The organism is Campylobacter sp. CFSAN093259 (assembly GCF_012889985.1).
In the GTDB taxonomy this organism is placed as follows: domain Bacteria; phylum Campylobacterota; class Campylobacteria; order Campylobacterales; family Campylobacteraceae; genus Campylobacter_D; species Campylobacter_D jejuni.
The window spans coordinates 107,194-132,476 of the sequence record NZ_CP040617.1; the positions used below are offsets into that span (position 1 = coordinate 107,194).

Below are 25,283 nucleotides of genomic sequence, written 5' to 3' on the forward strand. Positions count from 1 at the left end.
TCAAATAAGCTATAATTAAAACTTTTAATTTCACACAAAGCGAAAAAATGAAAAAAATTATTTTTATGGGCACTCCATCTTACGCAACTTGTATTTTAAAAGCACTAGTAGAAAATGAAAATTTTAAACTCGTAGCACTTTTTACTCAGCCTGATAAAGCCGTAGGTAGAAAGCAAATTTTAACTCCAAGTGATACTAAGGCTTTTTTAAGTCAAAATTATCCTAGTATTCCTATTTTTACTCCAAGTTCTTTAAAAGATAAAAATATTATAAGAGAGATTAAGGATTTAAATCCTGATTTTATCGTGGTTGCTGCCTATGGAAAAATTTTACCTAAAGCCATTTTGGATTTAGCGCCTTGTGTGAATTTGCACGCTTCTTTACTTCCAAAATACCGTGGTGCCAGTCCGATCCAAAGTGCGATTTTAAACAAAGATGAAAAAAGTGGAGTTTGCACCATGCTCATGGAAGAAGGGCTTGACACAGGTGCTATACTTGAAAGCTTAGAATGTGATATAAAAGATAAAAATTCAAGTGAAGTTTTTGAACTTTTAGCAAATTTGGCCGCTAAGATCATCCTCTCTACTCTTTTAAATTTCGATAAAATCACCCCTAAAAAACAAGAGGAAAGTCTAGCAACACTTTGTAGAAAAATCAAAAAAGAAGATGGGCTTATAAATTTGCAAAATGCAAGAGAACTTTATCAAAAATATCTAGCTTTCACCCCTTGGCCTGGAGTTTTCTTGGAAAATGGACTTAAATTCTTAGAACTTGAACTTGTGGATGAATTAAAACAAAATGCTAAGATGGGTGAAATTTTAGAATTAGAAAAAGAAAGTTTTTTGCTTGCTTGCAAACAAGGAGTTTTGCGTATTAAAAAACTTCAAGAAAGTGGAAAAAAAGCTCTTGATGGTAGGACTTATTTAAATGGAAAAAGGCTTAAAAGTGAAGATAGTTTGTGTTGAAAGTATAGACTCAACTCATCTTTTTTTATGCAAGCAAATACGCAATGGAAAGATTGATGAAAATTTTGCTATTTATGCTTTAGAACAAATAAATGGAGTTGGAAGTAGGGAAAATTCTTGGCAGAGCTCTAAAGGAAATTTACATCTTTCTTTCTGTATTAAAGAAGAAGACTTGCCAAAAGATTTACCTTTAGCTTCTGTGAGTATTTATTTTGCTTATTTACTTAAAGAAGTTTTACAAGAAAAAGGTTCTAAAATTTGGCTTAAATGGCCTAACGATCTATATTTAGATGATAAAAAAGCTGGAGGGGTTATAAGTGCTAAAATTTCAAATTTTATCATAGGCGGTATGGGTTTAAATCTGAAATTTGCACCCCAAAATACAGCTTTATGCGATATAGAAATTTCGCTTAAAGATTTAGTGAGTGAGTTTTTGCAAAAAGTAGAAAAAAAAATTTTATGGAAGAATATTTTTAGCAAGTATATGTTAGAATTCGAAAAATCAAGAAAATTTAGCGTCCATCATGAAGGTAAAGTTTTTTCACTTGAAAATTCTTTTTTGTATGAAGATGGTTCAATTTTACTAGGCGATAAAAGGGTGTATAGTTTAAGATGAGCGAAATTATTACAATAGCAAATCAAAAAGGTGGAGTAGGAAAGACTACAACAGCAGTAAATTTAGCCGCTTCTTTGGCTGTGGCTGAAAAAAAAGTACTTTTGATTGATGTTGATCCGCAAGCTAATGCGACTACAGGACTTGGTTTTAATCGTAATAACTATGAGTATAATATTTACCATGTTTTTATAGGAAGAAAAAAGCTTTCAGATATTATTTTAAAAACAGAATTGCCACAACTTCATTTAGCTCCTTCAAATATAGGTCTTGTAGGTATAGAACAAGAGCTTGCTAAAGGTGAAAATAATGAGAAAAAAATGCTGCTTAAAAATCAAATTCAAGAAGTGATTGATGAGTATGATTTTATTATTATTGATTCTCCGCCTGCTCTTGGAAGTATTACTATAAATGCTTTTGCAGCAAGTGATAGTGTAATTATCCCTATACAGTGTGAATTTTATGCGCTCGAGGGTGTAGCTATGGTTTTAAATACAATTAAAATTATCAAAAAAACTATTAATTCTAAACTCAGGGTTCGTGGATTTTTACCGACAATGTATAGCTCTCAAAATAATCTTTCTAAAGATGTTGTAGATGATTTGAAACAAAATTTTAAAAAACAACTTTTTACTATTAATGGAAACGAAGATGACTTTATTGTGATCCCTCGCAATGTAAAACTTGCAGAAAGTCCAAGTTTTGGAAAGCCTATAATTCTTTATGATATTAAATCACCAGGTTCTGTTGCTTATCAAAATTTGGCGTATTCTATATTAGGATAATTATAATGGGGTTAAATAAAGATAGGGGTTTAAGTAGTTTAATCAGTGATATGGATACTGTTTATAGTAAAGAATTGGGTTTTGATAAAAATCAAAGCACTATGATAGAAATTGATCAAATTTCACCCAATCCATTTCAGCCAAGAAAGAATTTTGATCAAGAAGCTTTAGATGAACTTGCTAATTCTATCAAAGAATTTGGACTTATTCAGCCTATTATTGTATTTAAAAAAAATAATAAATTTATTTTAATTGCTGGGGAACGTCGCTTAAGAGCAGTGAAAGCATTAGGAAAAAAAGAAATTCTAGCTTTTATTGCTGATATTGATGAGAATAAGCTTAGAGAATTGGCTCTTATTGAAAATATACAAAGAGAGAATTTAAACCCTATTGAGCTTGCTAATTCTTATAAGGATTTAATGCAAGTTCATAAAATTACTCAAGAGAATTTAGCAGAACTTATTCATAAGTCTCGTACTCAAATAACAAATACTTTAAGACTTCTGAATTTAGATATTAGAACTCAAGAGTTGATTGCTTCTGGAAAAATTTCTCAGGGTCATGCTAAAGTTTTGGTTGGTTTAGATCAAAAAGATGAAAAAATGTTGGTTGATAGCATAATAGGTCAAAAACTTAATGTTAGAGATACTGAAAAAATAGTTAAAAAAATAAAAAATAATGAAAGCTTACCTAATCAAGAATTTGAAGATGAAATAAAAAAATTAAAACAAATGCTAAATCGCTTTGGATTTGACTGCAAAAATAAAAATAATGATTTTGTAATTCATTTAGAAAATATTGATAAAATTAAAAAATTAATCAAAATGCTTGAAAAGCTTTAACCAAAATCTTAGCTTTTTTATGGTAAAATAGTCCTTCAAAAATTCTAACCAAGGAGAATTATGTTTGAAGATATGCATCCTTCCATAATGCTTGCTACTATGGCTATTTTTTTAGCTATGATAGTTATTTTAAATAGTATGCTGTATAAGCCGCTTTTAAAATTTATGGATGAAAGAAATGATTCTATAAAAAATGATGAGAATAAAGTAAAAGAAAATTCTCAAGAAGTTTTAGGTGTGAATGATGAATTAGAAGCTATTCATATTAACACTAGAGAAGAAATTCAAAAAATTAAACAAAGTGCTATAGCTGCTGCTAAAGAAGAGGCAGAGCAAATTCTTAGAAGCAAGAAAGAAGAATTAGAAAGAAAAATGGCCAGTTTTTATGCAGATTTAGCCGTTCAAAAAAAAGAGTTGCAAGAACATTTAAACATACATTTATCTGAGCTTAAGCAAGCTTTGCAAAATAACATAAAGAAAATTTAAGAGGAGAGAAATGAGTAAGTTATTCTTTATTATATTTTTGCTACCTTTGTATGCTTTTGGTGCATCAAACGGTAGTGGAGAATATGATATTATTCCAAGGACTATTAATTTTCTAATTTTTGTAGCTATATTGTATTATTTTGTTGCAACTCCATTTAAAAATTTTTACAAAAACCGTATTGTAAAAATTTCTTCTAAACTTGATGAAATTCAAAAAAAACTTTTAGAAAGTAAAGCTAAGAAATTAGACACGATGAAAAAACTTGAAGAAGCTAAGGCAAGTGCTGCTGCCGCTTTAATTACAGCAAAAAAAGAAGCTGAAATTTTAGTTCAAAATATTAAGAAAGAGACTCAAGATGAGTTAGATTTACTTCAAAAACATTTTGAGGAACAAAAAGATTATGAATTTAGAAAAATGGAAAAAGAATTAGTATCAAATACTTTAAATGAAATTTTTTCTGATCCAAATATGACATTAAAACAGAGTGAAATAATAGAACTTATGATGAAGAAGGTATCTTAAATATGGAAAATATAATTGCAAGAAGATATGCAAAAGCGATAGCTTCAAGAGCTGATATAAATGATTTTTATCAGAATTTGTGTATTTTAAATTCTGCTTTTGTTTTGCCAAAATTTAAAAATATTATAGAATCTAATGAGATTAAAAAAGAAAGAAAAATGGAATTTCTTGATTCTTTTTTTGATATTAAAAATTCTAGTTTTCAAAATTTTTTAAGACTTTTGATTGAAAATTCAAGATTAGAATGCATTCCTCAAATAGTTAAAGAACTTGAAAGACAAAAAGCTTTTAAAGAAAATATTTTTGTTGGTATTGTATATTCTAAAGAAAAATTAAGTCAAGAAAATCTTAAAGATCTTGAAGTCAAACTTAACAAAAAATTTGATGCAAATATTAAACTAAATAATAAAATCAGTCAAGATGATAGTGTTAAAATAGAATTAGAAGAATTAGGTTATGAACTTTCTTTTTCTATGAAAGCTCTTCAAAATAAGCTAAACGAATATATATTGAAAATTATCTAAGGAGAAAAAGTAAATGAAATTTAAAGCTGATGAGATCAGTTCAATAATCAAAGAAAGAATTGAAAATTTTGATTTAAATCTTGAAATTGAAGAAACAGGAAAGATTATTTCTGTAGCTGATGGTGTTGCTAAGGTATATGGACTTAAGAATATTATGGCTGGAGAAATGGTAGAATTTGAAAATGGTGATAAAGGAATGGCCTTAAACCTTGAAGAGTCGAGTGTAGGTATTGTTATACTTGGAAAAGGAGAAGGTTTAAAAGAAGGTGCTTCTGTAAAAAGACTTAAGAAATTACTTAAAGTTCCAGTAGGTGAGGCTTTGATTGGCCGTGTTGTAAATGCTTTAGGTGAGCCAATTGATGCTAAAGGTGTGATCAATGCTAATGAATATCGTTTTGTTGAAGAAAAAGCAAAAGGTATTATGGCGAGAAAAAGTGTTCATGAGCCTTTACATACAGGAATTAAAGCTATTGATGCGCTTGTGCCAATTGGTCGTGGTCAAAGAGAGCTTATCATAGGTGATAGACAAACAGGTAAAACTACTGTTGCTGTTGATACTATTATATCTCAAAGAGGTCAAGGAGTTATCTGTATATATGTTGCAATTGGTCAAAAGCAAAGTACAGTGGCACAAGTGGTTAAAAGACTAGAAGAACATGGTGCTATGGAATATACTATTGTTGTAAATGCCGGTGCTTCAGATCCTGCGGCTTTACAGTACTTAGCTCCATATACTGGTGTAACCATGGGTGAATTTTTTAGAGACAACGCAAAACATGCTTTAATTGTTTATGATGATTTGAGCAAGCATGCTGTAGCTTATCGCGAAATGTCTTTGATTTTACGTCGTCCTCCAGGTCGTGAAGCTTATCCAGGTGATGTTTTTTACCTTCATTCAAGATTGCTTGAAAGAGCAAGCAAGCTAAATGATGAATTAGGTGCTGGTTCTTTGACGGCATTGCCGATAATTGAAACACAAGCAGGAGATGTTTCTGCTTATATTCCAACTAATGTTATTTCAATTACAGATGGACAAATTTTCTTAGAAACTGATTTATTTAACTCAGGAATTCGTCCTGCAATTAATGTTGGTTTATCAGTATCTCGTGTAGGTGGGGCTGCTCAAATTAAAGCTACAAAACAAGTTTCAGGCACATTAAGACTTGACCTTGCTCAATATAGAGAGCTTCAAGCTTTTGCACAATTTGCTAGTGATTTAGATGAGGCAAGTAGAAAACAACTTGAACGTGGACAAAGAATGGTTGAACTTTTAAAACAACCACCTTATTCTCCGCTTAGCGTTGAAAAACAAGTAGTTTTAATTTTTGCAGGAACCAAAGGTTTCTTAGATGATATTGCTGTTTCTAGAATTAAGGAATTTGAAGATGGAATTTATCCTTTTATTGAGGCAAAACATCCAGATATTTTTGAGCAAATTCGCTCTAAAAAAGCTTTAGATTCTGATTTGGAAGAAAAACTAGCTAAAGCCATTAATGAGTTTAAAGCAAATCATTTATAAGGTCTTTTATGTCTAATTTAAAAGAAATTAAAAGAAAAATTAAAAGTGTTCATAACACTCAAAAGACTACAAATGCTATGAAGCTAGTTTCTACTGCTAAGTTAAAAAAAGCAGAAGAAGCAGCTAAAAGATCAAAAATTTATGCACAAAAAATCGATGAAATTTTGAGTGAAATTTCATTTCAGATCAATAAAATTGTTCACAATGAAGATGATGTGCGTTTATCTTTGTTTCATAAAAAAGAACAAATTAAAACCGTAGATTTAATATTTATCACTGCAGATAAAGGCTTATGCGGTGGTTTTAATATTAAGACTTTAAAAACAGTAAGTGAAATGCTAAAAGAATATGAAGCAAAAAATATTAATATTCGTCTTAGAGCTATAGGTAAAACTGGGATTGAATATTTTAATTTTCAAAAAATAGAATTGTTAGAGAAATATTTCCATCTTAGTTCTAGTCCTGATTATGAGAAAGCATGTGAAGTAATTCATGCTGCTGTAGATGATTTTTTAAATGGAAATACAGATGAAGTGATTTTAGTTCATAATGGTTATAAAAATATGATTACCCAAGAACTTAAAATTAATCATCTTATTCCAGTTGAGCCAAAGAGTATTGAACAGACTCATAATTCTCTTTTAGAGCTTGAACCGGAAGGAACTGAGCTTTTAAAAGATTTAATGAAAACGTATTTTGAGTATAATATGTATTATGCGTTAATCGATTCTTTGGCGGCAGAGCATAGCGCAAGAATGCAAGCTATGGATAATGCAACTAATAACGCAAAGGCAAGAGTGAAACAACTAAATTTAGCTTATAACAAAGCAAGACAAGAATCCATTACTACTGAGCTTATAGAGATTATCAGTGGTGTTGAATCAATGAAATAGTAAAATTTTAAGGAGAAGATAAATAATGCAAGGATTTATTTCACAGGTATTAGGTCCGGTTGTTGATGTAGATTTTAACGACTATTTGCCTCAAATTAATGAAGCAATTGTTGTAAATTTTGAAAGCGAAGGAAAAAAACATAAACTTGTTTTAGAAGTAGCAGCTCATTTAGGAGATAATAGAGTTAGAACTATTGCTATGGATATGACAGATGGTTTGGTAAGGGGCTTAAAAGCTGAGGCTTTAGGTGCTCCCATTAGTGTTCCTGTTGGTGAGAAAGTTTTAGGAAGAATTTTCAATGTTACTGGAGATTTGATCGATGAACGTGAAGAAATTTCTTTTGATAAAAAATGGGCAATTCATAGAGATCCACCAGCTTTTGAAGATCAAAGCACAAAAAGTGAGATTTTTGAAACAGGGATTAAAGTTGTAGATTTACTTGCTCCTTATGCAAAAGGTGGTAAAGTAGGTCTTTTTGGTGGTGCAGGTGTTGGTAAAACTGTTATTATTATGGAGCTTATTCACAATGTTGCATTTAAGCATAGCGGCTATTCTGTATTTGCAGGTGTGGGTGAGAGAACTCGTGAAGGAAATGACCTTTATAATGAAATGAAAGAAAGTAATGTTTTAGACAAAGTTGCTCTATGTTATGGACAAATGAATGAACCACCAGGGGCAAGAAATCGTATTGCTTTAACAGGTTTAACAATGGCTGAGTATTTTAGAGATGAAATGGGTCTTGATGTGCTTATGTTTATTGATAATATCTTTAGATTTTCACAATCAGGTTCTGAAATGTCAGCACTTTTAGGAAGAATTCCATCAGCTGTGGGTTATCAACCAACCTTAGCAAGTGAAATGGGTAAATTCCAAGAAAGAATTACTTCAACTAAAAAAGGCTCAATCACTTCAGTTCAAGCTGTTTACGTTCCAGCTGATGACTTAACAGACCCAGCTCCAGCAACTGTTTTTGCTCACTTAGATGCTACAACGGTTTTAAATAGAGCTATTGCTGAAAAGGGTATTTATCCTGCAGTTGACCCACTTGACTCAACTTCAAGAATGCTTGACCCAAATATCATTGGAGAAGAACATTATAAAGTTGCTCGTGGTGTTCAATCAGTGCTTCAAAAATACAAAGATTTACAAGATATCATCGCCATTTTAGGTATGGATGAGCTTAGCGAAGAGGATAAACTTGTAGTTGAAAGAGCAAGAAAGATTGAAAAATTCTTATCACAACCATTTTTCGTTGCAGAAGTTTTCACAGGTAGCCCAGGAAAATATATAAGCCTTGAAGATACAATAGCAGGATTTAAGGGAATTTTAGAAGGTAAATATGATCATTTACCAGAAAATGCTTTCTATATGGTTGGAAATATAGATGAAGCTATTGCAAAAGCGGATAAATTAAAAGGTTAATTTATGAACGATTTGATTAATTTCGAGATAGTTACGCCTTTGGGTGTAATCTATCAAGGAGAAGTAAAATCTGTTACTTTACCGGGTAGTGAAGGAGAATTTGGCGTGCTTAAAGGACATGCTGCTTTGGTTTCTTCTTTAAAATCTGGAGTAATTGATATTGAAAAAGCTGATTTAAACCATGAATTAATTGCTATTGATGCTGGACATGCAAAGGTAGATGAAGATAAGATTTGCGTGTTAGCAAAGGGTGCGGTTTGGGTTTGTGGAAGTGATGAAAGTGAGATTGAAAAAAATCTTGCTCAAGCAAAAGATTTGATTAAATCTATGAGTTCTGATAATGCAGCTTTAGCAGCAACTTTTTCAAAACTTGATAATGCAAGGATGCATTAATGAATTTTGAAGCTATATTTCATTTTTTCAATAGTTCAAGTATTATTACTTATATAGTTTTATTATGGCTTTCTTTATATTTTATTTTAGCATTTAGTATTTTGTTTGCTAGATTGACTTATTTGGCTACATGGAGAAATAAAGAAAAAGAAAGTTTAGAAACTTTGCTCTTGGGTGAGAAGGATTTAAGTCGTACTGATTCGATTTTAAGAAAATGTAATGATACAACTTCAAATCATTTAGAAATCTATAAAAATTTAGCAAGTCGCCGCGCTTCTGCTGGACTTACTTGGCTTAGTATTATTGCTTCAACTTCACCTTTTATAGGTCTTTTTGGGACAGTTATTTCTATACTTGAAACTTTTGGTGGGCTTGGAACTCAAAATTCTTTAAGTATCATAGCTCCTAAAATCAGCGAGGCTTTAGTTGCTACAGGTTGTGGTATTTTAGTAGCAATTCCTGCTTATACATTTCATCTCATCATTAAAAGAAAAGCTTTTGAACTTTTAAGCATTATTGATAGCGAGATTAAAGTTATAAGTTCGAGTAAATAAGGTTAAAAATGCCATTTGATGATGAAAAACCTGAACTTAATATCACACCTTTAGTAGATATTATGCTTGTATTGCTTGCGATTTTAATGGTAACAGCTCCAAGCATTACTTATGAAGAAAAAATTAATCTTCCACAAGGTAGTCAAAAAAATACCAGCACTCCAACTGTTAAGAGTTTAATTATTAGTATTAATGCAAAAAAAGAAATTTTTTTAAATCAAGAAAAATACGATTTTATAAGTTTTGCTGACAATCTTGCTCAAAGAAAAGCACAATTTAATACCGAAGATCCGGTTTTTATACGCGCTGATAAAAGCTTAAAATATGACGATGTTATTTCAGTCTTAAGAAGTGTAAAAAATTTAGGATTTAATAAAGTTGCTTTACAGACTGAATAATCATGAAAAATTATGGTTTGAGTAATTTAAATTCGTTTTTACTTGCTTTAGCAATATATATTAGTATAGTAATTCTTGTTTTTTTTAGACTTGTAAGCGAGGTTGAACCTGCTATACAATATACTGATATAAAAGATAGTTTTGTAGATATTGAACTTGCTGAACCATCAAAACAAGTTATTACTCAAAGCAACACTCCTAAAGAAATACAAAAACCAACAGAGCAAATTGATATAGAAAAGCTTTTTGCTCAGACTACAAATAAAACAGTTAAAACTGAAGATATTGACCAAAAGGCAAGTAATTTTAATGAGCTTTTTGGAAATATTAAAGAAATACAAGAAGAAAAGACTACAAAAATTCAATCAAGTGCTAAATCAGGAATTTCTAGTGCCCCAAAACCTCAAGCTTCTGAACTTGTAAAACAACTTAATGATAGTTTACTTCAAGAAGAAAGTTCAACGCAAGGCGAAAGCACAAAGGCGCAAAAGATTGGAATTTATGATGAATTTTTAGGGAAAGTTGTGCGTATTATCACTCAAAGATGGACTCAGTATTATCCAAATAGTGAAAAAATTTCTGTTAAGGTAAAAATTTTTATTGATGAAAATGGAAAATTTGGCTATACTTCAGTTGAAAAAAGTGGGAATCCTTTATATGATGCTAAAGTGGCTGAATTTTTAGAAAGTCAAAAAGGTAAATTTATTACTTATCCTCCGCAAAATAAAAATATAAGCATTACCATGAATTTAAGAGATGAAGTAAAAGTTAAAAATGATTAGGAGAAAAAAATGAAAAAAATTGTAGCAATTTTTTTAGTCTTTTTAGGAAGTCTTTGGGCAGAAGATCCAGTGATTGATGTTGTTAATTCTGGTGTAGTTTTACCAAAGATTATTGTTAAAGACAATTCAAATTTAAGTGATGAGAATTTAAAGAAAAGCTTTTATAATATCATTGTGAACGATTTGAAAGTAAGTTCAAACTTTGAAGTTGTTGCTAATGCAACTGAGACAAGTAATTATATTTTTGAATACACTTTAAATAAAAATGGTAACACTTTGAGTTTAAATGTAAAAATAAAAGCTGGCGGTTCTGATAAGTCAGAGCAAACTTATACTTTAAATGGTTTAGAGCAATATCCATTTTTGGCACATAAAAGTGTCAAAGCTTCTGTAAATGCGTTAGGACTTGCACCTGTTGATTGGATGGATCATAAAATTTTGATCGCGAGAAATTCTAGCTCTAAAAAAAGTCAAATTATTATGGCTGATTATACTTTAACTTATCAAAAAGTTATTGTTGATGGTGGACTTAATTTATTTCCAAAATGGGGAAATAAAGAACAAACTCTATTTTATTATACAGCTTATGATCATGATAAGCCAACTTTATACCGTTATGATTTAAATACCAATAAAGCTAGTAAAATTTTATCAAGTGGCGGTATGGTTGTAGCAAGTGATGTGAATGTAGATGGAAGTAAACTACTTGTTACCATGGCTCCAAAAGATCAGCCTGATGTTTATTTATATGACTTAAATACCAAAAATCTAACACAATTAACTAATTATTCTGGTATTGATGTTAATGGAAATTTTATTGGCTCAGATGATAGTAAAGTGGTATTTGTAAGCGATCGTTTAGGATATCCTAATATTTTTATGCAAGATTTAAATAGCAATAGTGCTGAACAAGTTGTTTTTCATGGTAGAAACAATTCGGCTGTTTCGACTTATAAAGATTTTTTGGTTTATTCAAGTCGTGAACCAAATCAAGCAGGTGTTTTTAATATTTATTTGATGTCAATTAATAGTGATTATATTCGTCAACTTACAGCAAATGGAAAAAATTTATTTCCAAGATTTTCTAGTGATGGTGGAAGTATAGTATTTATCAAATATTTAGGTGCGCAAAGTGCTTTGGGTGTTATTCGTGTAAATGCAAATAAGACTTTTTATTTTCCTCTTAGGGTTGGAAAAATTCAATCAATTGATTGGTAAAAATTTCAATTTTAGGTTAAAATTAATTAAAAATTAGATATAATAATAAGAATTTATTAACTTTGAAAGGTCATAAATGAAAAAAATTCTTTTTACTTCAATCGCAGCTCTTGCAGTTGTTATTAGTGGTTGTAGCACAAAAAGCACTAGCGTAAGCGGTGATAGTAGTGTTGATTCAAATCGTGGTTCAGGTGGAAGTGATGGTTGGGATATTGATTCAAAAATTTCTCAACTTAATGATACTTTAAATAAAGTATATTTTGATTTTGATAAATTCAACATTCGTCCTGATATGCAAAATGTTGTAAGCACAAATGCTAATATTTTTAACACTGAAGTAAGCGGTGTAAGTATTACTGTTGAAGGAAACTGCGATGAGTGGGGAACCGATGAATATAACCAAGCTCTAGGTTTAAAAAGAGCAAAAGCTGTAAAAGAAGCTTTAATCGCTAAAGGTGTAAATGCTGATAGAATTGCTGTTAAAAGCTATGGAGAAACAAATCCTGTGTGCACTGAAAAAACTAAAGCTTGCGATGCGCAAAATAGACGTGCTGAATTTAAATTATCAAGATAATTAATGAAAAAAATATTCACAGTAGCTCTTCTTGGAGCTACTTTACTTTATGCAGAAAGCTCAGCTTTTGGTGCAGGAGATATAACAAGCAATTCTTCTTATGGTTTAACTTCAAATGAAAAATTATTTAAAGAAAAGTTAGATAATTTAAATAATGAAAATATACAAACAAATGCTAGAATTAATGAAATTAACGAAAGAATCGAGGGTTTACAAAGCACTTTAGAAGGTATAAATTCTCAATATGCCAAATCAAATTCTAGATTAAGTCAAGTTGAAGAGAATAATCAAAATATTGAAAATAATTTTACTAGTGAAATTCAAAAATTAAAGGCTTATGTTGAAGAAAGTAGAAAAATTCAAGAAGCTAATAATAAGCAAGTAAAAAAAGTTTTAGCCGAACTTAGTTCTTTAGTAGATGCTATTAATGCAAATTATGTTTCTAAAAACGAATTAAATGATGCAAATTTAAGCGTTAAAACTATTACACCTAGTGTTGTTGTTTCAACTACAGATTCAAATAGTACCATTGAAAACAATAATACTCAAAATACCCAAGATGATAAAGCAAAACAAATTGATGAATCTTGGAAAAAGAAAAAAAATAATGAAATTTTAGAATTAGCGATAAAAGATGTTGATAAAAATGCTTTTGAAGATTCCAAAGCAAAATTAAATTTTCTCATAACAAAGCAGTATAAACCTGCAAGAGCAAATTTTTGGTTAGGGGAGATCGAGTATAAACAAAAAAATTATAACAATGCTATTGTTTATTATAAAAAAAGTTCTTCTTTGAGTACAAAAGGAGATTATTTCCCAAAACTTTTATATCATACTGCCATTTCATTGGATAAAACAGGTGATACAAAAACAGCAAATGGTTTTTATAAAGCTTTAAAAACTAATTATCCAAATTCACCCGAAGCAAAAGCTTCACCTAATAGAAAATAAATTAAGGAGATAAAATGGCTATAGAAAAAAATAGTGTAGTTTCAATGTTTTATGAGTTAAAAGATGCAAATACAAATGAAGTTTTAGAATCAAATTTATATTCTCAACCTATTTCTTTTATTTTAGGCAAAGGTCAGATTTTAGAAAGCTTAGAAGAAGAAGTGATGAAGCTTGATTGCCCTAGCAATGCTGATGTGGTAATTAAAAAAGAAAAAGGTTTAGGCGAATACGATGAAAATGCCGTTCAAACTTTACCAAAAGAGCAATTTGCAGGTATTGATTTAAAAGTAGGTATGGAGCTTTTTGGCGAAGGTGAAAATGGCGAAACCGTTCGTGTAACTGTAAAAGAAATTGGTGAAAATGATGTGACAATTGATTATAATCATCCTTATGCAGGTCGTGATTTGCTTTTTTCTTTAAATATCGTAGATGCTAGAGCTGCGAGTGAAGATGAAATTCTTACAGGTATTATCGCAGGAAGTCATAGTTGTGGTTGTGGAAGCGGACATGGACACGATCATCATCACGGACATGGACATGGTGGCGGCGGTTGCTGTGGTGGCGGCGGTTGCGGTTGTCATTAATGAATGCTGCGTTTATATTTCCAGGTCAAGGCTCTCAAAGTCTTGGCATGGGAAAAGATTTTTATGAAAACTCTATAAAAGCCAAAGAACTCCTTCAAAACGCAAGTGATTTTTGTAAGATTGATTTTAAACATTTGCTTTTTGAAGAAAACGAAAAACTCAATCAAAGTGAATTTACTCAACCCGCCATCGTTTTAAATTCCTTAATGGCTTATAGTGTTTTACTTGAAAAAAAACCTGATTTAAGTTCGAAATTTGCTTTAGGGCATTCTTTGGGAGAATTTTCAGCCTTAGCTGTCAATGGTGCTTTTGATTTTTTAGAGGCTCTTTCTTTGGTCAATAAAAGAGGGCTTTTCATGCAAGAAGATTGTGCAAAAGTTGAAGCAGGTATGATGGTGGTTTTGGGGCTTGATGATGAAAAGGTTGAAGAGCTTTGTCAAAAAGCACAAAAAGAAAACAAGCAAATTTTCGCTGCAAATTATAACTGCGATGGACAAATCGTTGTAGCAGGTTTAAAACCTGATTTAGCAAGTTATGAAAGTGTATTTAAAGAAGCAGGAGCTAAAAGAGCTATGCTTTTAAATATGAGCGTGGCAAGTCATTGTCCTCTTTTGGAAAATGCTTCAGCTAAGCTTTGTGTGGAGCTTGAAAAGGTGTTAAAACCAAATTTTAAAGCCGTAATTTCTAATGCAAATGCCAAAATTTATACAAGCAAAGAAGAAGCCCTTGAGCTTTTAAAAGTACAACTTATCTCTCCTGTGCTTTATAAACAAAGCATTAAGGCATGTGAAAATGAAGTAGATTATTTCATAGAATTTGGCGCAAGTGTGCTTAAGGGTTTGAATAAAAAAATCACTTCAAAAGAAACTTATGCTTTAACAAATATGAATGATATTGATGAATTTTTAAAGGTTGTATGATGAAAATAGCAATTTTAGGAGCCATGAGTGAAGAAATCACTCCTTTACTTGAAACACTTAAAGATTATACGAAAATAGAACACGCTAATAATACTTATTATTTTGCAAAGTATAAAAACCATGAACTTGTTTTAGCGTATTCTAAAATTGGCAAGGTAAATTCTACTCTTAGTGCTAGTGTGATGATAGAAAAATTTGGCGCACAAGCTTTGCTTTTTACAGGAGTTGCAGGTGCTTTTAATCCTGAACTTGAAATTGGCGATTTGCTTTATGCAACAAAATTAGCTCAATACGATCTTGATATTACTGCTTTTGGACATCCTTTGGGTTTTGTTCCAGGTAATGAAATTTTTATCAAAACCGATGAGAAATTAAACAATCTTGCTTTAGAAGTTGCTAAGGAATTAAATATCAAACTTCGTGCAGGCATTATTGCAACGGGTGATGAGTTTATTTGCGATGAAGCAAAAAAAGCAAAAATTAGAGAAATTTTCAATGCGGATGCTTGTGAAATGGAAGGCGCAAGTGTGGCTTTGGTTTGTGATGCTTTAAAGGTGCCTTGTTTTATCTTAAGAGCTATGAGTGATAAAGCAGGGGAAAAGGCTGAATTTGATTTTGATGAGTTTGTGATCAATTCAGCTAAAATTTCAGCCAATTTTGTGCTTAAAATGTGCGAGAAATTATGATAAATCTTAGCAAAAAACTCATACGCCAAGTTGCACAAGCTAATGCTAAATTTGGACTTATTAAAGATGGAGATAGGGTTCTTTTAGGGCTTAGTGGCGGGAAAGATTCTTTGGCTTTAGCCCATCTTTTAAATCGTATGCAAGCTCACGCTCCTTTTAAATTTGAACTTGAAGCGGTAACTTTGAGTTATGGTATGGGCGAGGATTATTCTCATCTTCATGCACATTGTGAAGAACACGGCATTAAACATAGCGTGCTTGATTCAAATATTTATGAAGTTTCAGGCGATACCATAAGAGAAAATTCAAGTTTTTGTAGTTATTTTTCGAGAATGCGTCGTGGAGCTTTATATACTTACGCTCTTGAAAAAGGTTTTAACAAGCTTGCTATAGCTCATCATTTAGATGATGCAGCAGAAAGCTTTTTTATGAATTTTATTCATAATGGAGCTTTAAGAACCTTAGCGCCTATTTATCAAAGCAAACGCGGTATAACTGTGATACGCCCTTTGATTTTTGTGCGAGAAAGACAGCTTAGGGATAATGCTACGCAAAATGAACTTAGCGTGATAGGAAATGAATTTTGTCCTGGTATGAAACTCAGCGAAAAAAATGTGAAATTTCCACACGCTAGAGAAGAAGCTAAACAGCTTTTAGCAAATTTAGAAAAAGATCATCCTAAGCTTTTTACAAGCTTAAAAACTGCTTTTACAAATTTACACACAGAAAGTTTTTGGCTTCAAAAGGCATAAAAGCATGAAAAAAGCTTTTGTTTTAGTGGATTATCAAAATGATTTTATTGATGGAAGTTTAGGTTTTGATAAGGCTTTAAAAATCAAAGAAAATATTCTTAAAGCCTTAAATCAAATCGATTTTAATAACACGCATTTGCTTTTAACCTATGATACGCATGATGAGCATTATCTACAAAGTAAAGAAGGTTTAAATTTACCTGTAAAACATTGCATTAAAGAGAGTTTGGGTTGGCAAATGCCAAAGGAATTTGAACCTTTTTTACAAAAAGCTCATAAAATTTTTTATAAAAATACTTTTGGTAGCTTAGAATTAGCTAATTTCATACAAAAAAGTGATTATGAAGAACTTCATTTTGCAGGGCTTGTTTCTCATATTTGTGTGTTTTGTAATATTATTTTAGCTTTTGGTGCTAAGCCTAATGCAAGGATAATTTTACACCAAAATTTAAGTGCAAGTTTTGATGAAAATTTAGAAAAATCCGCTTTTGATATACTTAGGGCTTATGGTATTGAAATTGTTTAATGCAAGGCTTTATACTTCATACTCAAAAAGTTAAAGATGAGGATTTGATTGTTTATATTTTAAGTCCTAAAATGCTTATTAAGGCTTATCGTTTTTATGGACTTAGACATTCTAGTATTTTAAGCGGCTATAAAATCGACTTTGCTTTAGAAGAAAATCCTAGTTTTTTACCAAGACTTAAAGATGTATTGCATTTGGGATTTTTATGGATTATGCAAAGGGATAAAATGCTTATTTGGCAAGAATTTATCCGTCTTTTATATAGGCACTTAAAAGATGTAGAAGAGCTTGATAGTTTTTATTTTGATTTACTTGATGAGTGTGTGAAAAGGTTTGAAAAACAAAATCCAAAGCGTGTTATTGTTGATGCTTATTTAAAAATTTTGGAATTTGAAGGAAGATTGCATAAGGATTTTTTTTGTTTTGCCTGTGATGAGAAAATCCAAAATTCCATTACACTGCTAAGGGCTTTTTTACCTTCGCATTCTCAATGTGCTTTAGGATTTGAGTTTGAAGAGAAAAAACTAAAACAATTTTATAGCAGTAAAAATTGTGCGATTTTTGATGATGAAGAAATAGAAAATTTATATCATTTGATTAAGGAAGGTTTATGATATTAAGTGATGAAAAATGTGATTTTTTAGAATCTATAGCAAGTTTTTTAAGTCCTAAAGATGTGGAGCTTGTCTTTGTGGATAGTAAAGAAATGCAAGAAATTAACTTAGAGCAAAGAAAACAAGATAAAACTACTGATGTACTTTCTTTTCCGCTTGAAAATATCGATGAGAGTTTGCCTTTGGGTTCTGTTGTGATCAATGTAGATTTGGCAAAAGAAAAGGCTAAAGAGTTAGGGCATAGCTATGAAGAAGAAATAAGCTTGCTTTTTATCCACGCTATGCTTCATTTGTTAGGTTTTGATCATGAAAATGATAATGGAGAAATGAGAGAAAAAGAGAAAGAACTTATAGAGCATTTTAATTTACCTAAAAGTTTGATTGTAAGGACTTTGGAAGATTAAGTAAGATTTTTTTCAAGGGCTAGAAGACTTGCGCTTTATATTTTAAATATATGAGTAAAAATATTAAAAAAATCATTTTTGCCGATTTACTTTAGAATAAAATTTATTCCAAGGTGATAAAGATGATAGTATTTCCTCTAAGCTCTTTTAATAGATATTTTGGAAACAATCCTTTGCAAACACTTACCAAAATAAGAGATGAAAGTATTGAAAATGGAAATCCCGAGCTTACAAAAAAACAAAGAGAAGAATTAGGTAATGATTTGATAGATTTGTATAAGATTTCTAAAAAATTCAGCGATAAAATAGAATTAGTCGAGGGTTCAATAGAAGATAAGCTTAGAAACAATGAATTACCAGAATCAGAAGTTAAAAATTTATTTCAATGGATGGATGAAAATGCTAAACACCCTCGTTGGATGCATATTGATGGCGTGAGTTATGATGAAGCTTATGTTAAAATTTTTCACACAAGCAAAAGTATAGATGAATTTAAAGAAAAATATCTTGAGCTTCAAAAAAAATATTTTGTTGATTTTAACAATATTGATTCATCGCAGAAAAAATTGCAAGAAACTTCAGAAGAAGACAAAAAAGCTTTCAAACCTATACAAGTAGAAAGTAAAAGCGAAACCTACAAAGATGATAATAAAATGAATGAGCTTTTAAGAAAACTACTAGAAACTAAATTTGGCACAAGCGATGAGCTAGAAATTCTTTTTGGTATGAATTTTAGCAATGATAATGCAGGGGAATTTAATAAAATTCTTTCTCAAAACACTTCAGCAAAAATTATAGATATTAAGGCTTAAGATTTTTTAAATTATAAAAATCAATCAAGTTAAACTAAAAAATTCTTCTATTTTTTTTCGCATTTCTTCGACATTGTCGATACGATTAACGGTATCTCTAAAGGCTGAAGCGTCTTTATGCCCTTTAGAATACTCGTGTAAATGCTTGCGAAATATACTTACGCCTTGATCTTTGTAGTGTTTTATCATTTCATCAAAATGAGTGAGTATGATTTCTTTTTTGAGTTTTTCATCTACACTTTTACCGCTTTTGATTTCATAAAATATCCAAGGATTTCCTACGCTTGCACGCCCTATCATGAGTCCATCACATTTTGTGATTTTATAAACTTCTTTAGCGTTTTGTGCGTTAATATCGCCATTTGCAATCACAGGAATTTTCACGCTCGCTTTAGCACTAGCAATGGATTCATAATCGGCTTTTCCGCTATAAAGCTGTTTTCTTGTGCGTCCATGAATACTTACAAAATCCACCCCCAAGCTTTCACAAATTTTAGCCATTTTTTCAGGATATTTTTCATTAAATCCTAGTCGAAATTTCACACTTGTAAGGCTTTTTTTATTGTTTTCTTTAATCACTCCTACAAGATTTTTAAAAAGCTCTAAATTTTCTAGCAAAGCACTGCCAGCACATTGTTTAACAACTTTATTTACAGGGCAACCGCAATTAAAATCGATCCCATCTACAAAATCCATTTCATTTAGCATTTGCACTGCTTTTTTTAGCACTTCTTTATCTCCACCTGCAATTTGGACTATATAGGGATTTTCTAATTCAGCTCTTTCTAGCATATGTAAAGTTTTAGAACTTTCATAAACTAAGGCATTAGAACTTATCATTTCACTTATGGTAATATCAGCACCAAATTTTTTTACTACATTACGAAAAGGCAGATCTGAAAAACCTGCCATAGGGGCTAAAAACAGGGGTTTTTTGCTAAAATCTATCATTGTATGAGTTGATTTAGATCGATTTTGATATTTTTTTCACGCAAGGCTAAAAAGGCTTTAAAATCATTAAATTTTTTATCATCATTGTGAATTTGTTCTCTTAACTCATCTAAAAGTCCAAATTCAGCCAAAAGATATAAATATGCTCTTAAAGCTTCGCTTTTTTCATTTTTAATTTTGTTAAAAATTCCTAAAATAGCATCAGGATTTAAAAGTTTAGTACTTAGTTTTGCTGCATTAAGATAGTCTTTTTCGCTTAATATGTTGTGTGAAAGTAAAACTTCATATTCTGCTACACTAAGTTCTAAATTTCCTTCTTTAAAACGCTTGATAAGTGTGAGAACTTCAGAAGGCTTTTTAGGGATTTTTACATTTTTAATTTGCTCATAACTAGCTTTTTCTATAAGAGTGTTAAAAGCAATTTCTTCAAATTCATCTTTGATTTCATTAAGGTTTTTAAGTTTGTTATAGGCATAATTTGCATCATTTTTGAGATGATTTTTTTCATTTTGCAAATATAAAACATTGTTATTTTCGAGTTTAAATTTGCTAAGGTTAAAAAATTCGTTTTTATTTAAACCATCAATAAGATCTAAAATTTCATTGATTTTATTTGAGTGTGGAATTTTTTCATGTGTTTTTATGGTTTTAAAAAGTTGTGCTACAGATCTAAATTCTTTTGTTTGAAAAGTGGTTTTAAGATCTTTTTCAAGAAGTAAATCTTGAGTATAAGCTTCAAATTTAGCTGCGTCTTTAAAAAAATGCTTAAATTTTAAATAACGCAAAAATCCATAAAATGCTATGTGTAAAACGGCTAAAATCATATAAATAAATAAAGGAATAACAAGCCATATCATAATAGGTAGTTCAAAGGTATAAGTGCTGATATTTAGAGTATAGCTTCCTAGTTCTAGATGCCAAGCAAAGGCAAAAATAAGTGCTATATAAATAAAACTTGCAAGTAAGAAGAGTTTAATTTTCATGTTTTTTTCCTTGTTCTGCAATTTGACGGCAAGTGATACAATATCTTGCGTGAGGTTTGACTTTTAGTCTTTGAGAGTCGATTTCATCATCGCAAGATTCGCAAATTCCATAAGTGCCGTTTTTGATTTTATCTAAAGAATCTTCGATTTCTATAAGTTCTTCTTTGAGATTGGTGCTGATAGCAAAGTCAATTTGAGAGCCTGTTTCTATGACAGAAAAATCTACACTATCGCTTGGGACGCTATTGTGAAGAGCTTCGATTTCATTTGAATTGCTTTGCAAATTTTCTAAGATAGCTTTTTTTCTTTCTTCTAAAATATTTTTGAAATTTTGTATTTCATTTTTTTTCATTTTAAAACTTTCTATTTGTGATAAGGGTGATTGTTGTTGATGCAAAATGCACGATAAATTTGTTCTAAAAGTAAGGTTTTAACAAATTGATGTGCTAAAGTAAGTTTGCTTAATGATAGTCTAAAATCCAAACTTTGATTAAATTCTTCTCTTAAACCATAAGCACCTCCTATAAAAAAACTTAATTCATTTTTATCTTGGATGAGTTTTGCAAATTCTATACTTGTAAGATCTTTCCCTTTTTCATCAAGAGCGATACAATAGCCTTTTTTATAAGGCATAAAAGCTTCTTCATAGCTTTTTTTTGCTTCTATGGCATTTAAATTTTGAGCTAAGGCTATTTTTTTATTAAAAACATTTATTTCTTTTAAAGTGGCGTATTTGGAGATGAGTTTAGAGTATTTCTCACTACAAGTTTTAAATTCATCACTTTTTTGAATACAAAAGATATTAACTTGCAAATTATTTTCCACTAAAAAATTTTAGTACATCGCTAAGATATTGTTTTTGTTCTCCTCTTTCAACTATGGCATCTATAAGTCCATGTTCTAACAAGAACTCTGCTTTTTGAAAACCTTCAGGTAAATCTGCTCCTATAGTTTGTTTAATAACTCTTGCACCAGCAAAACCTACTAAAGCTTCAGGTTCAGCGATGATTAAATCTCCAAGCCAAGCAAAAGAAGCACTTACTCCACCCATAGTAGGATCGGTTAAAATGCTAATATAAGGAAGTTTTTCTTTGCTAAGAAGTTTAAGTGCAGCACTAGTTTTGCTCATTTGCATCAAAGAATAAGTACTTTCTTGCATTCTAGCTCCACCGCTTGCACTTACGATGACAAGAGAAGTTTTGCTTGTGATAGCTCTTTGTATAGCTCTAACAATTTTTTCTCCTTCAACAGAACCTAAAGATCCGCCCATAAAAGAAAAATCAAATACAACAAGTTGGGTTTTTAAACCATTGATTTCACATTCTCCACTGATGACAGAACTTTTTCTACCTGTTTTACTTTCACCTTCGCTAAGGCGTTTTTTATAGGATTTGCTATCAACAAATTTTAAAGGATCTATAGCTTCTAAATTTGCATCATACTCAATAAAACTGCCTTCATCGCTTAAAAGTTTAATACGTTCATCAGCTGAAATTCTCATGTGATAATTGCATTTAGGACAAACATTAAAACAAGATTCTATTTCTTTATAATACATCAAAGCATGACAACTTTGGCACTTTACCCAGTGATTTGGCGCTTCTTTAACGCTAGGTTGTTGTCTTCTTATTTTTGAAAAAATATCTGCAAAATTCATATATTCACCTAATTATTTTTTAAAAATTCTAAGATTATATCAAAAATTTTTTTGTCTTGGCTTAGGAGAAGGAAATTTTCATTTTTTTCTATATATAAATTTTGATGAATTGCTAAAGCAGCTGCTGTATCAAAAATTCGTGTTTTTCCAAGAATTAATACAAAACTAAAATACGAAGCATAAGCAAGACTTAAGGCTGTTGCACCCAAAGAGCGAAATTTTAATTGATTTTTTGTTAAAAAATCGAGAAGTTCTGGATAAAGTGAAATTTTTTCAACTATACCTATTTTAGAAAATAGATTAGGTGTTAAGGGTGAGTATTTTGGATCGGAAAGATTGGATTTAAAAGCTTGTTTGTTATTAAAAGCAAAAATTTCTTGACTGACAAGATTGCAAACAAAAGCGCTTTTTGCCTGATCTTTTTCCATAAGAGCTATAGAAGTTCCATAAAATGGTATTTTAGAAACAAAATTTGAACTTCCATCCAAAGGATCAAGAATCATTTGTTTTGGGCTAGCTTTTCCGATCAATCCGCTTTCTTCAGAAAAAATTTGTCCAAAACAACTAAGATATTTTATGAAAATTTGTTCACATTTTAAGTCAAGCTCATAGCCTTGATTTTTATCATAGCCTAATTTAGAGCAAAGTTTAAGATCATTTTGTGGGATATTGTTTAGATACTTGCGTATTTGCAAATTTGCATTCAAGCAAGCATCTAAAAATTCTTTCATTAAAAGCGTGTTCCAAGATTAAATTCAAAACTATTAGTATCATCACCTTTTTTATCATTAAGAGGTTTGGCAAATACAAGTTGTAAAGGTCCAATAGGTGTAATCCATTCAATGCCTATACCTGTACTCATTCTTTTTATTTCATCTAAATTTTTACGCCCTATCATACCATAATCAAAAAACACGCTACCACGAAGTTTGATTCTATCAATCAAAGGAAAACTAAGTTCTACGGAATTGGCAAAAGCTATGGTTCCGCCTATTTCATCTCCCCATTGATTTTTAGGACTTACTGTTCTGCTTTCAAAACCGCGTATCGATCTAATACCACCTAAATAAATTCTTTGGTTAATTGGTAAATAACCTTCATCCCATACTTTATAAAAACTCGCTTTATAGCGATAAATAAGATCATATCCTATATAGTCTTGCAAACCTTGATAAAAGTTAAATTTAGAGCTTGATGAAATAAATTCTTGATCTCCGCCAAGTCCAGCGTATTCTAAACTAGTTGAAGCAATAATACCTGATCGTGGCAGATAATAATCATCTGTATTGTTAAAGGTGATTGCTGGAGTTATAGAGCTTTTAATACTTTTGCCAAGTTCATATCCTGTTCTTAAAAGAGTTGGACTTAAGTGGTATATATCGCTTTGTTCAAGATTATAAGTTAAGCTTACATTATAGTATCTTGCAAATTGGCGTCCAACTGTTATATCAAAGCCGTAATTTTTTTCTGAATAATTATCCCATTCATAGTCATTTGAATAAAGTGTTCCACCCAGACTATATTGACTATCAAGAACGCGTGGATTTATGAGACTAATCCTTCCTGATAAGGTATCATCGCTTTTATCTACGCTTACAGAGCTTTTTATTCCTGAACCAAAGATATTTGTATCTGATAAAGAAGCGTTAAGCAAAATACCATCGCTTGATCCATAGCCAATGCCTCCAGAAATAGCTCCTGTAGAAGCTTCTTTAACATCAACAATCAAATCAATATGTGTATCATCAACTTTTTCTTCTTTGATATTTACATCGTCAAAATAAGAAGTTCTTTTTAAAGCATTTTTTGACTCGCTTAAGTCTGTTCTATTATATAAATTACCTTCTGTTATATATAATTCTCGGCGTATGACGCGATCTACGGTGCGTGAATTTCCTGAAATAATAACATTTCTTATATAAACTTTATCGTGAGGGATTACTTTAAATACAACGGTGGCTTCTTGAGTTTGATCATTTTTTTGAATATCAGGATAGACTTCTACAAACGCATAACCCAAATCAGCACTTTGTGTTTCTATGGTTTTAACATCTTTTCTAATGTCTTCGATATTGATAGTTTTGCCAGCGCTTGATCTTAAATCTTTTACGGTTTGTGCATTTTGCTTATCATCAAATAAAGGATTTTCTATGCTTATACTTTTAATTTTATAAGGCTTTCCTTCTTTGATAAAATAAGTCAAATTTGCTTGATAAGTATCTGTGTAGGTTTTAAGATAAGGGGAGGATACTTGAACATCTAAATATCCTTTTTTCATATATTCATCAGCAATTCTTGAACTATCGTTACTAAGTTCAAAAACTTTTAATTTTCCATCATTGCGTCCCCACATCCATCCCATAAATTCTTTTTCTTTGTTAACAACAGCAGGTTCTATATCAGAATATGAAAATTTCTTTGCTCCACTTAAATGAACATTATCAATAATGATATTTTCACCACGATTTACTATAAATTCAAGCTCTAGTCCATCAGTATTTTCTAAAGTCTTTTTTTTGTATTCTACAATAGTATCAAAATAACTTTTTGCTTCATAATAAGCTTTAATGCGTTCAATAGCTTCTTTTATATTTCCTTCATCAAGTAGTGTACCTCTTTTAATCCCTAAAATACTTTCAACTTGTTTTCTATCATTTGAAGCTATACCTGTGATAGTAACCTTTGCTATAGTTGGTTTTTCAGTAACTATAATTTCCAAAATTCCATTGTTGTTTTCTACTGCAATATTTTCGAAATAATTTTGTTTATAAAGATTAAGAATAGCAGTGTTGATTTTTGCAGGATTTATTTCCTCGCCTATTTTAAGCCCCGCGATATTTATAGCGCTTGTGTTCGATAAATGATTTAATCCGATAAATTTAATATCTTTAATGGTTGCTGCATTGGCCATAGCAACTAAAGCACAAATACTAATAAGATGTTTTTTCATT

General features: G+C 30.7%; 32 protein-coding genes. 25 read left to right on the forward strand and 7 right to left on the reverse strand.

The window, feature by feature from the left end; genetic code table 11:
• Positions 1-47: 47 nt before the first annotated feature.
• From fmt to FBF20_RS00605, 25 genes are all read left to right on the forward strand, one after another.
• The gene (gene fmt, locus FBF20_RS00485) at positions 48-965 is read left to right on the forward strand and encodes a methionyl-tRNA formyltransferase (protein ID WP_002851657.1); all 918 of its coding nucleotides are present in this window, start codon (positions 48-50) and stop codon (positions 963-965) included.
• Positions 928-1,581 carry a biotin--[acetyl-CoA-carboxylase] ligase gene (locus tag FBF20_RS00490; RefSeq protein WP_002858812.1) on the forward strand — a complete coding sequence of 218 codons (654 nt, stop codon included), beginning with the start codon at positions 928-930 and terminating at the stop codon, positions 1,579-1,581. The genes fmt and FBF20_RS00490 overlap by 38 nt, the downstream gene beginning before the upstream one ends.
• The gene (locus tag FBF20_RS00495; RefSeq protein ID WP_002851697.1) at positions 1,578-2,363 is read left to right on the forward strand and encodes an AAA family ATPase; all 786 of its coding nucleotides are present in this window, start codon (positions 1,578-1,580) and stop codon (positions 2,361-2,363) included. Before FBF20_RS00490 ends, FBF20_RS00495 begins: the two co-directional genes overlap by 4 nt.
• Before the next feature lie 5 nt (positions 2,364-2,368).
• Positions 2,369-3,205 carry a ParB/RepB/Spo0J family partition protein gene (locus FBF20_RS00500; RefSeq protein WP_002890231.1) on the forward strand — a complete coding sequence of 279 codons (837 nt, stop codon included), beginning with the start codon at positions 2,369-2,371 and terminating at the stop codon, positions 3,203-3,205.
• Between the two features lie 60 nt (positions 3,206-3,265).
• Positions 3,266-3,691 carry a FoF1 ATP synthase subunit B' gene (locus tag FBF20_RS00505; RefSeq protein ID WP_002851812.1) on the forward strand — a complete coding sequence of 142 codons (426 nt, stop codon included), beginning with the start codon at positions 3,266-3,268 and terminating at the stop codon, positions 3,689-3,691.
• Positions 3,692-3,701: 10 nt separating this feature from the next.
• Positions 3,702-4,214: a F0F1 ATP synthase subunit B gene (locus FBF20_RS00510; protein WP_002851681.1), complete on the forward strand. Its 513-nt coding sequence runs from the start codon at positions 3,702-3,704 to the stop codon at positions 4,212-4,214.
• A gap of 2 nt (positions 4,215-4,216) precedes the next feature.
• On the forward strand, positions 4,217-4,738 hold the full coding sequence (locus FBF20_RS00515; protein WP_002851861.1) for a F0F1 ATP synthase subunit delta: 522 nt from the start codon (positions 4,217-4,219) through the stop codon (positions 4,736-4,738).
• Positions 4,739-4,751: 13 nt separating this feature from the next.
• Positions 4,752-6,257: a F0F1 ATP synthase subunit alpha gene (gene atpA, locus FBF20_RS00520; RefSeq protein WP_002851836.1), complete on the forward strand. Its 1,506-nt coding sequence runs from the start codon at positions 4,752-4,754 to the stop codon at positions 6,255-6,257.
• Positions 6,258-6,265: 8 nt separating this feature from the next.
• Positions 6,266-7,150 (forward strand): ATP synthase F1 subunit gamma, encoded by an 885-nt coding sequence (gene atpG, locus FBF20_RS00525; RefSeq protein ID WP_002851834.1) that lies wholly within the window; start codon positions 6,266-6,268, stop codon positions 7,148-7,150.
• Positions 7,151-7,175: 25 nt separating this feature from the next.
• Complete coding sequence (atpD, locus tag FBF20_RS00530) at positions 7,176-8,573, forward strand: F0F1 ATP synthase subunit beta (protein WP_002890232.1); 1,398 nt, start codon at positions 7,176-7,178, stop codon at positions 8,571-8,573.
• A 3-nt stretch (positions 8,574-8,576) separates the two neighbouring features.
• Complete coding sequence (atpC, locus tag FBF20_RS00535; protein ID WP_002851752.1) at positions 8,577-8,966, forward strand: ATP synthase F1 subunit epsilon; 390 nt, start codon at positions 8,577-8,579, stop codon at positions 8,964-8,966.
• Positions 8,966-9,520 carry a MotA/TolQ/ExbB proton channel family protein gene (locus FBF20_RS00540; RefSeq protein ID WP_002854361.1) on the forward strand — a complete coding sequence of 185 codons (555 nt, stop codon included), beginning with the start codon at positions 8,966-8,968 and terminating at the stop codon, positions 9,518-9,520. The genes atpC and FBF20_RS00540 overlap by 1 nt, the downstream gene beginning before the upstream one ends.
• A gap of 8 nt (positions 9,521-9,528) precedes the next feature.
• Entirely contained in the window at positions 9,529-9,918 is a 390-nt protein-coding gene (locus tag FBF20_RS00545) for an ExbD/TolR family protein (protein WP_002858790.1), read from the forward strand.
• Positions 9,919-9,920: 2 nt separating this feature from the next.
• The gene (locus FBF20_RS00550; protein WP_002859784.1) at positions 9,921-10,700 is read left to right on the forward strand and encodes a TonB C-terminal domain-containing protein; all 780 of its coding nucleotides are present in this window, start codon (positions 9,921-9,923) and stop codon (positions 10,698-10,700) included.
• Positions 10,701-10,709: 9 nt separating this feature from the next.
• Complete coding sequence (gene tolB, locus FBF20_RS00555) at positions 10,710-11,918, forward strand: Tol-Pal system protein TolB (RefSeq protein ID WP_002858647.1); 1,209 nt, start codon at positions 10,710-10,712, stop codon at positions 11,916-11,918.
• 76 nt (positions 11,919-11,994) lie between these two features.
• A complete protein-coding gene (pal, locus tag FBF20_RS00560; protein WP_002851617.1) occupies positions 11,995-12,492 on the forward strand; it encodes a peptidoglycan-associated lipoprotein Pal in 498 nt (165 codons plus the stop codon).
• A 3-nt stretch (positions 12,493-12,495) separates the two neighbouring features.
• Positions 12,496-13,443 (forward strand): tetratricopeptide repeat protein, encoded by a 948-nt coding sequence (locus FBF20_RS00565; protein ID WP_002851738.1) that lies wholly within the window; start codon positions 12,496-12,498, stop codon positions 13,441-13,443.
• A 14-nt stretch (positions 13,444-13,457) separates the two neighbouring features.
• On the forward strand, positions 13,458-14,027 hold the full coding sequence (locus FBF20_RS00570; protein WP_002851661.1) for a peptidylprolyl isomerase: 570 nt from the start codon (positions 13,458-13,460) through the stop codon (positions 14,025-14,027).
• A 47-nt stretch (positions 14,028-14,074) separates the two neighbouring features.
• Positions 14,075-14,947 (forward strand): ACP S-malonyltransferase, encoded by an 873-nt coding sequence (locus tag FBF20_RS00575; RefSeq protein ID WP_230097710.1) that lies wholly within the window; start codon positions 14,075-14,077, stop codon positions 14,945-14,947.
• Positions 14,944-15,633 (forward strand): aminodeoxyfutalosine nucleosidase, encoded by a 690-nt coding sequence (pfs, locus tag FBF20_RS00580; RefSeq protein ID WP_002859787.1) that lies wholly within the window; start codon positions 14,944-14,946, stop codon positions 15,631-15,633. The genes FBF20_RS00575 and pfs overlap by 4 nt, the downstream gene beginning before the upstream one ends.
• The gene (locus FBF20_RS00585; protein WP_002857529.1) at positions 15,630-16,385 is read left to right on the forward strand and encodes a tRNA 2-thiocytidine(32) synthetase TtcA; all 756 of its coding nucleotides are present in this window, start codon (positions 15,630-15,632) and stop codon (positions 16,383-16,385) included. The genes pfs and FBF20_RS00585 overlap by 4 nt, the downstream gene beginning before the upstream one ends.
• 4 nt (positions 16,386-16,389) lie before the next feature.
• Positions 16,390-16,911, forward strand: coding sequence for a cysteine hydrolase family protein (locus FBF20_RS00590; RefSeq protein WP_002785057.1), 522 nt, complete (start codon positions 16,390-16,392; stop codon positions 16,909-16,911).
• Positions 16,911-17,525: a recombination protein RecO gene (gene recO, locus FBF20_RS00595; RefSeq protein WP_002851895.1), complete on the forward strand. Its 615-nt coding sequence runs from the start codon at positions 16,911-16,913 to the stop codon at positions 17,523-17,525. The genes FBF20_RS00590 and recO overlap by 1 nt, the downstream gene beginning before the upstream one ends.
• Positions 17,522-17,929 carry an rRNA maturation RNase YbeY gene (ybeY, locus tag FBF20_RS00600; RefSeq protein WP_002851664.1) on the forward strand — a complete coding sequence of 136 codons (408 nt, stop codon included), beginning with the start codon at positions 17,522-17,524 and terminating at the stop codon, positions 17,927-17,929. The genes recO and ybeY overlap by 4 nt, the downstream gene beginning before the upstream one ends.
• Before the next feature lie 122 nt (positions 17,930-18,051).
• Entirely contained in the window at positions 18,052-18,741 is a 690-nt protein-coding gene (locus FBF20_RS00605; protein WP_002851870.1) for a hypothetical protein, read from the forward strand.
• A 24-nt stretch (positions 18,742-18,765) separates the two neighbouring features.
• Here the strand turns inward: FBF20_RS00605 and FBF20_RS00610 are convergent, their stop codons facing one another.
• The 7 genes from FBF20_RS00610 to bamA are packed head-to-tail and all read right to left on the reverse strand — an operon-like array spanning position 18,766 to position 25,282.
• Positions 18,766-19,692: a tRNA-dihydrouridine synthase gene (locus FBF20_RS00610; RefSeq protein WP_002890239.1), complete on the reverse strand. Its 927-nt coding sequence runs from the start codon at positions 19,690-19,692 to the stop codon at positions 18,766-18,768.
• Entirely contained in the window at positions 19,689-20,675 is a 987-nt protein-coding gene (locus tag FBF20_RS00615) for a hypothetical protein (protein WP_002851806.1), read from the reverse strand. Before FBF20_RS00615 ends, FBF20_RS00610 begins: the two co-directional genes overlap by 4 nt.
• Positions 20,665-21,027 (reverse strand): molecular chaperone DnaK suppressor DksA, encoded by a 363-nt coding sequence (gene dksA, locus FBF20_RS00620; protein ID WP_002851949.1) that lies wholly within the window; start codon positions 21,025-21,027, stop codon positions 20,665-20,667. Before dksA ends, FBF20_RS00615 begins: the two co-directional genes overlap by 11 nt.
• 11 nt (positions 21,028-21,038) lie before the next feature.
• The gene (locus FBF20_RS00625) at positions 21,039-21,488 is read right to left on the reverse strand and encodes a 23S rRNA (pseudouridine(1915)-N(3))-methyltransferase RlmH (RefSeq protein WP_002851666.1); all 450 of its coding nucleotides are present in this window, start codon (positions 21,486-21,488) and stop codon (positions 21,039-21,041) included.
• 1 nt (position 21,489) lies between these two features.
• The gene (gene accD / locus FBF20_RS00630; RefSeq protein ID WP_002851791.1) at positions 21,490-22,332 is read right to left on the reverse strand and encodes an acetyl-CoA carboxylase, carboxyltransferase subunit beta; all 843 of its coding nucleotides are present in this window, start codon (positions 22,330-22,332) and stop codon (positions 21,490-21,492) included.
• A gap of 8 nt (positions 22,333-22,340) precedes the next feature.
• On the reverse strand, positions 22,341-23,063 hold the full coding sequence (locus tag FBF20_RS00635; RefSeq protein ID WP_002851687.1) for an inositol monophosphatase family protein: 723 nt from the start codon (positions 23,061-23,063) through the stop codon (positions 22,341-22,343).
• Positions 23,063-25,282 carry an outer membrane protein assembly factor BamA gene (bamA, locus tag FBF20_RS00640; RefSeq protein ID WP_002890261.1) on the reverse strand — a complete coding sequence of 740 codons (2,220 nt, stop codon included), beginning with the start codon at positions 25,280-25,282 and terminating at the stop codon, positions 23,063-23,065. The genes FBF20_RS00635 and bamA overlap by 1 nt, the downstream gene beginning before the upstream one ends.
• Position 25,283: the final 1 nt, after the last annotated feature.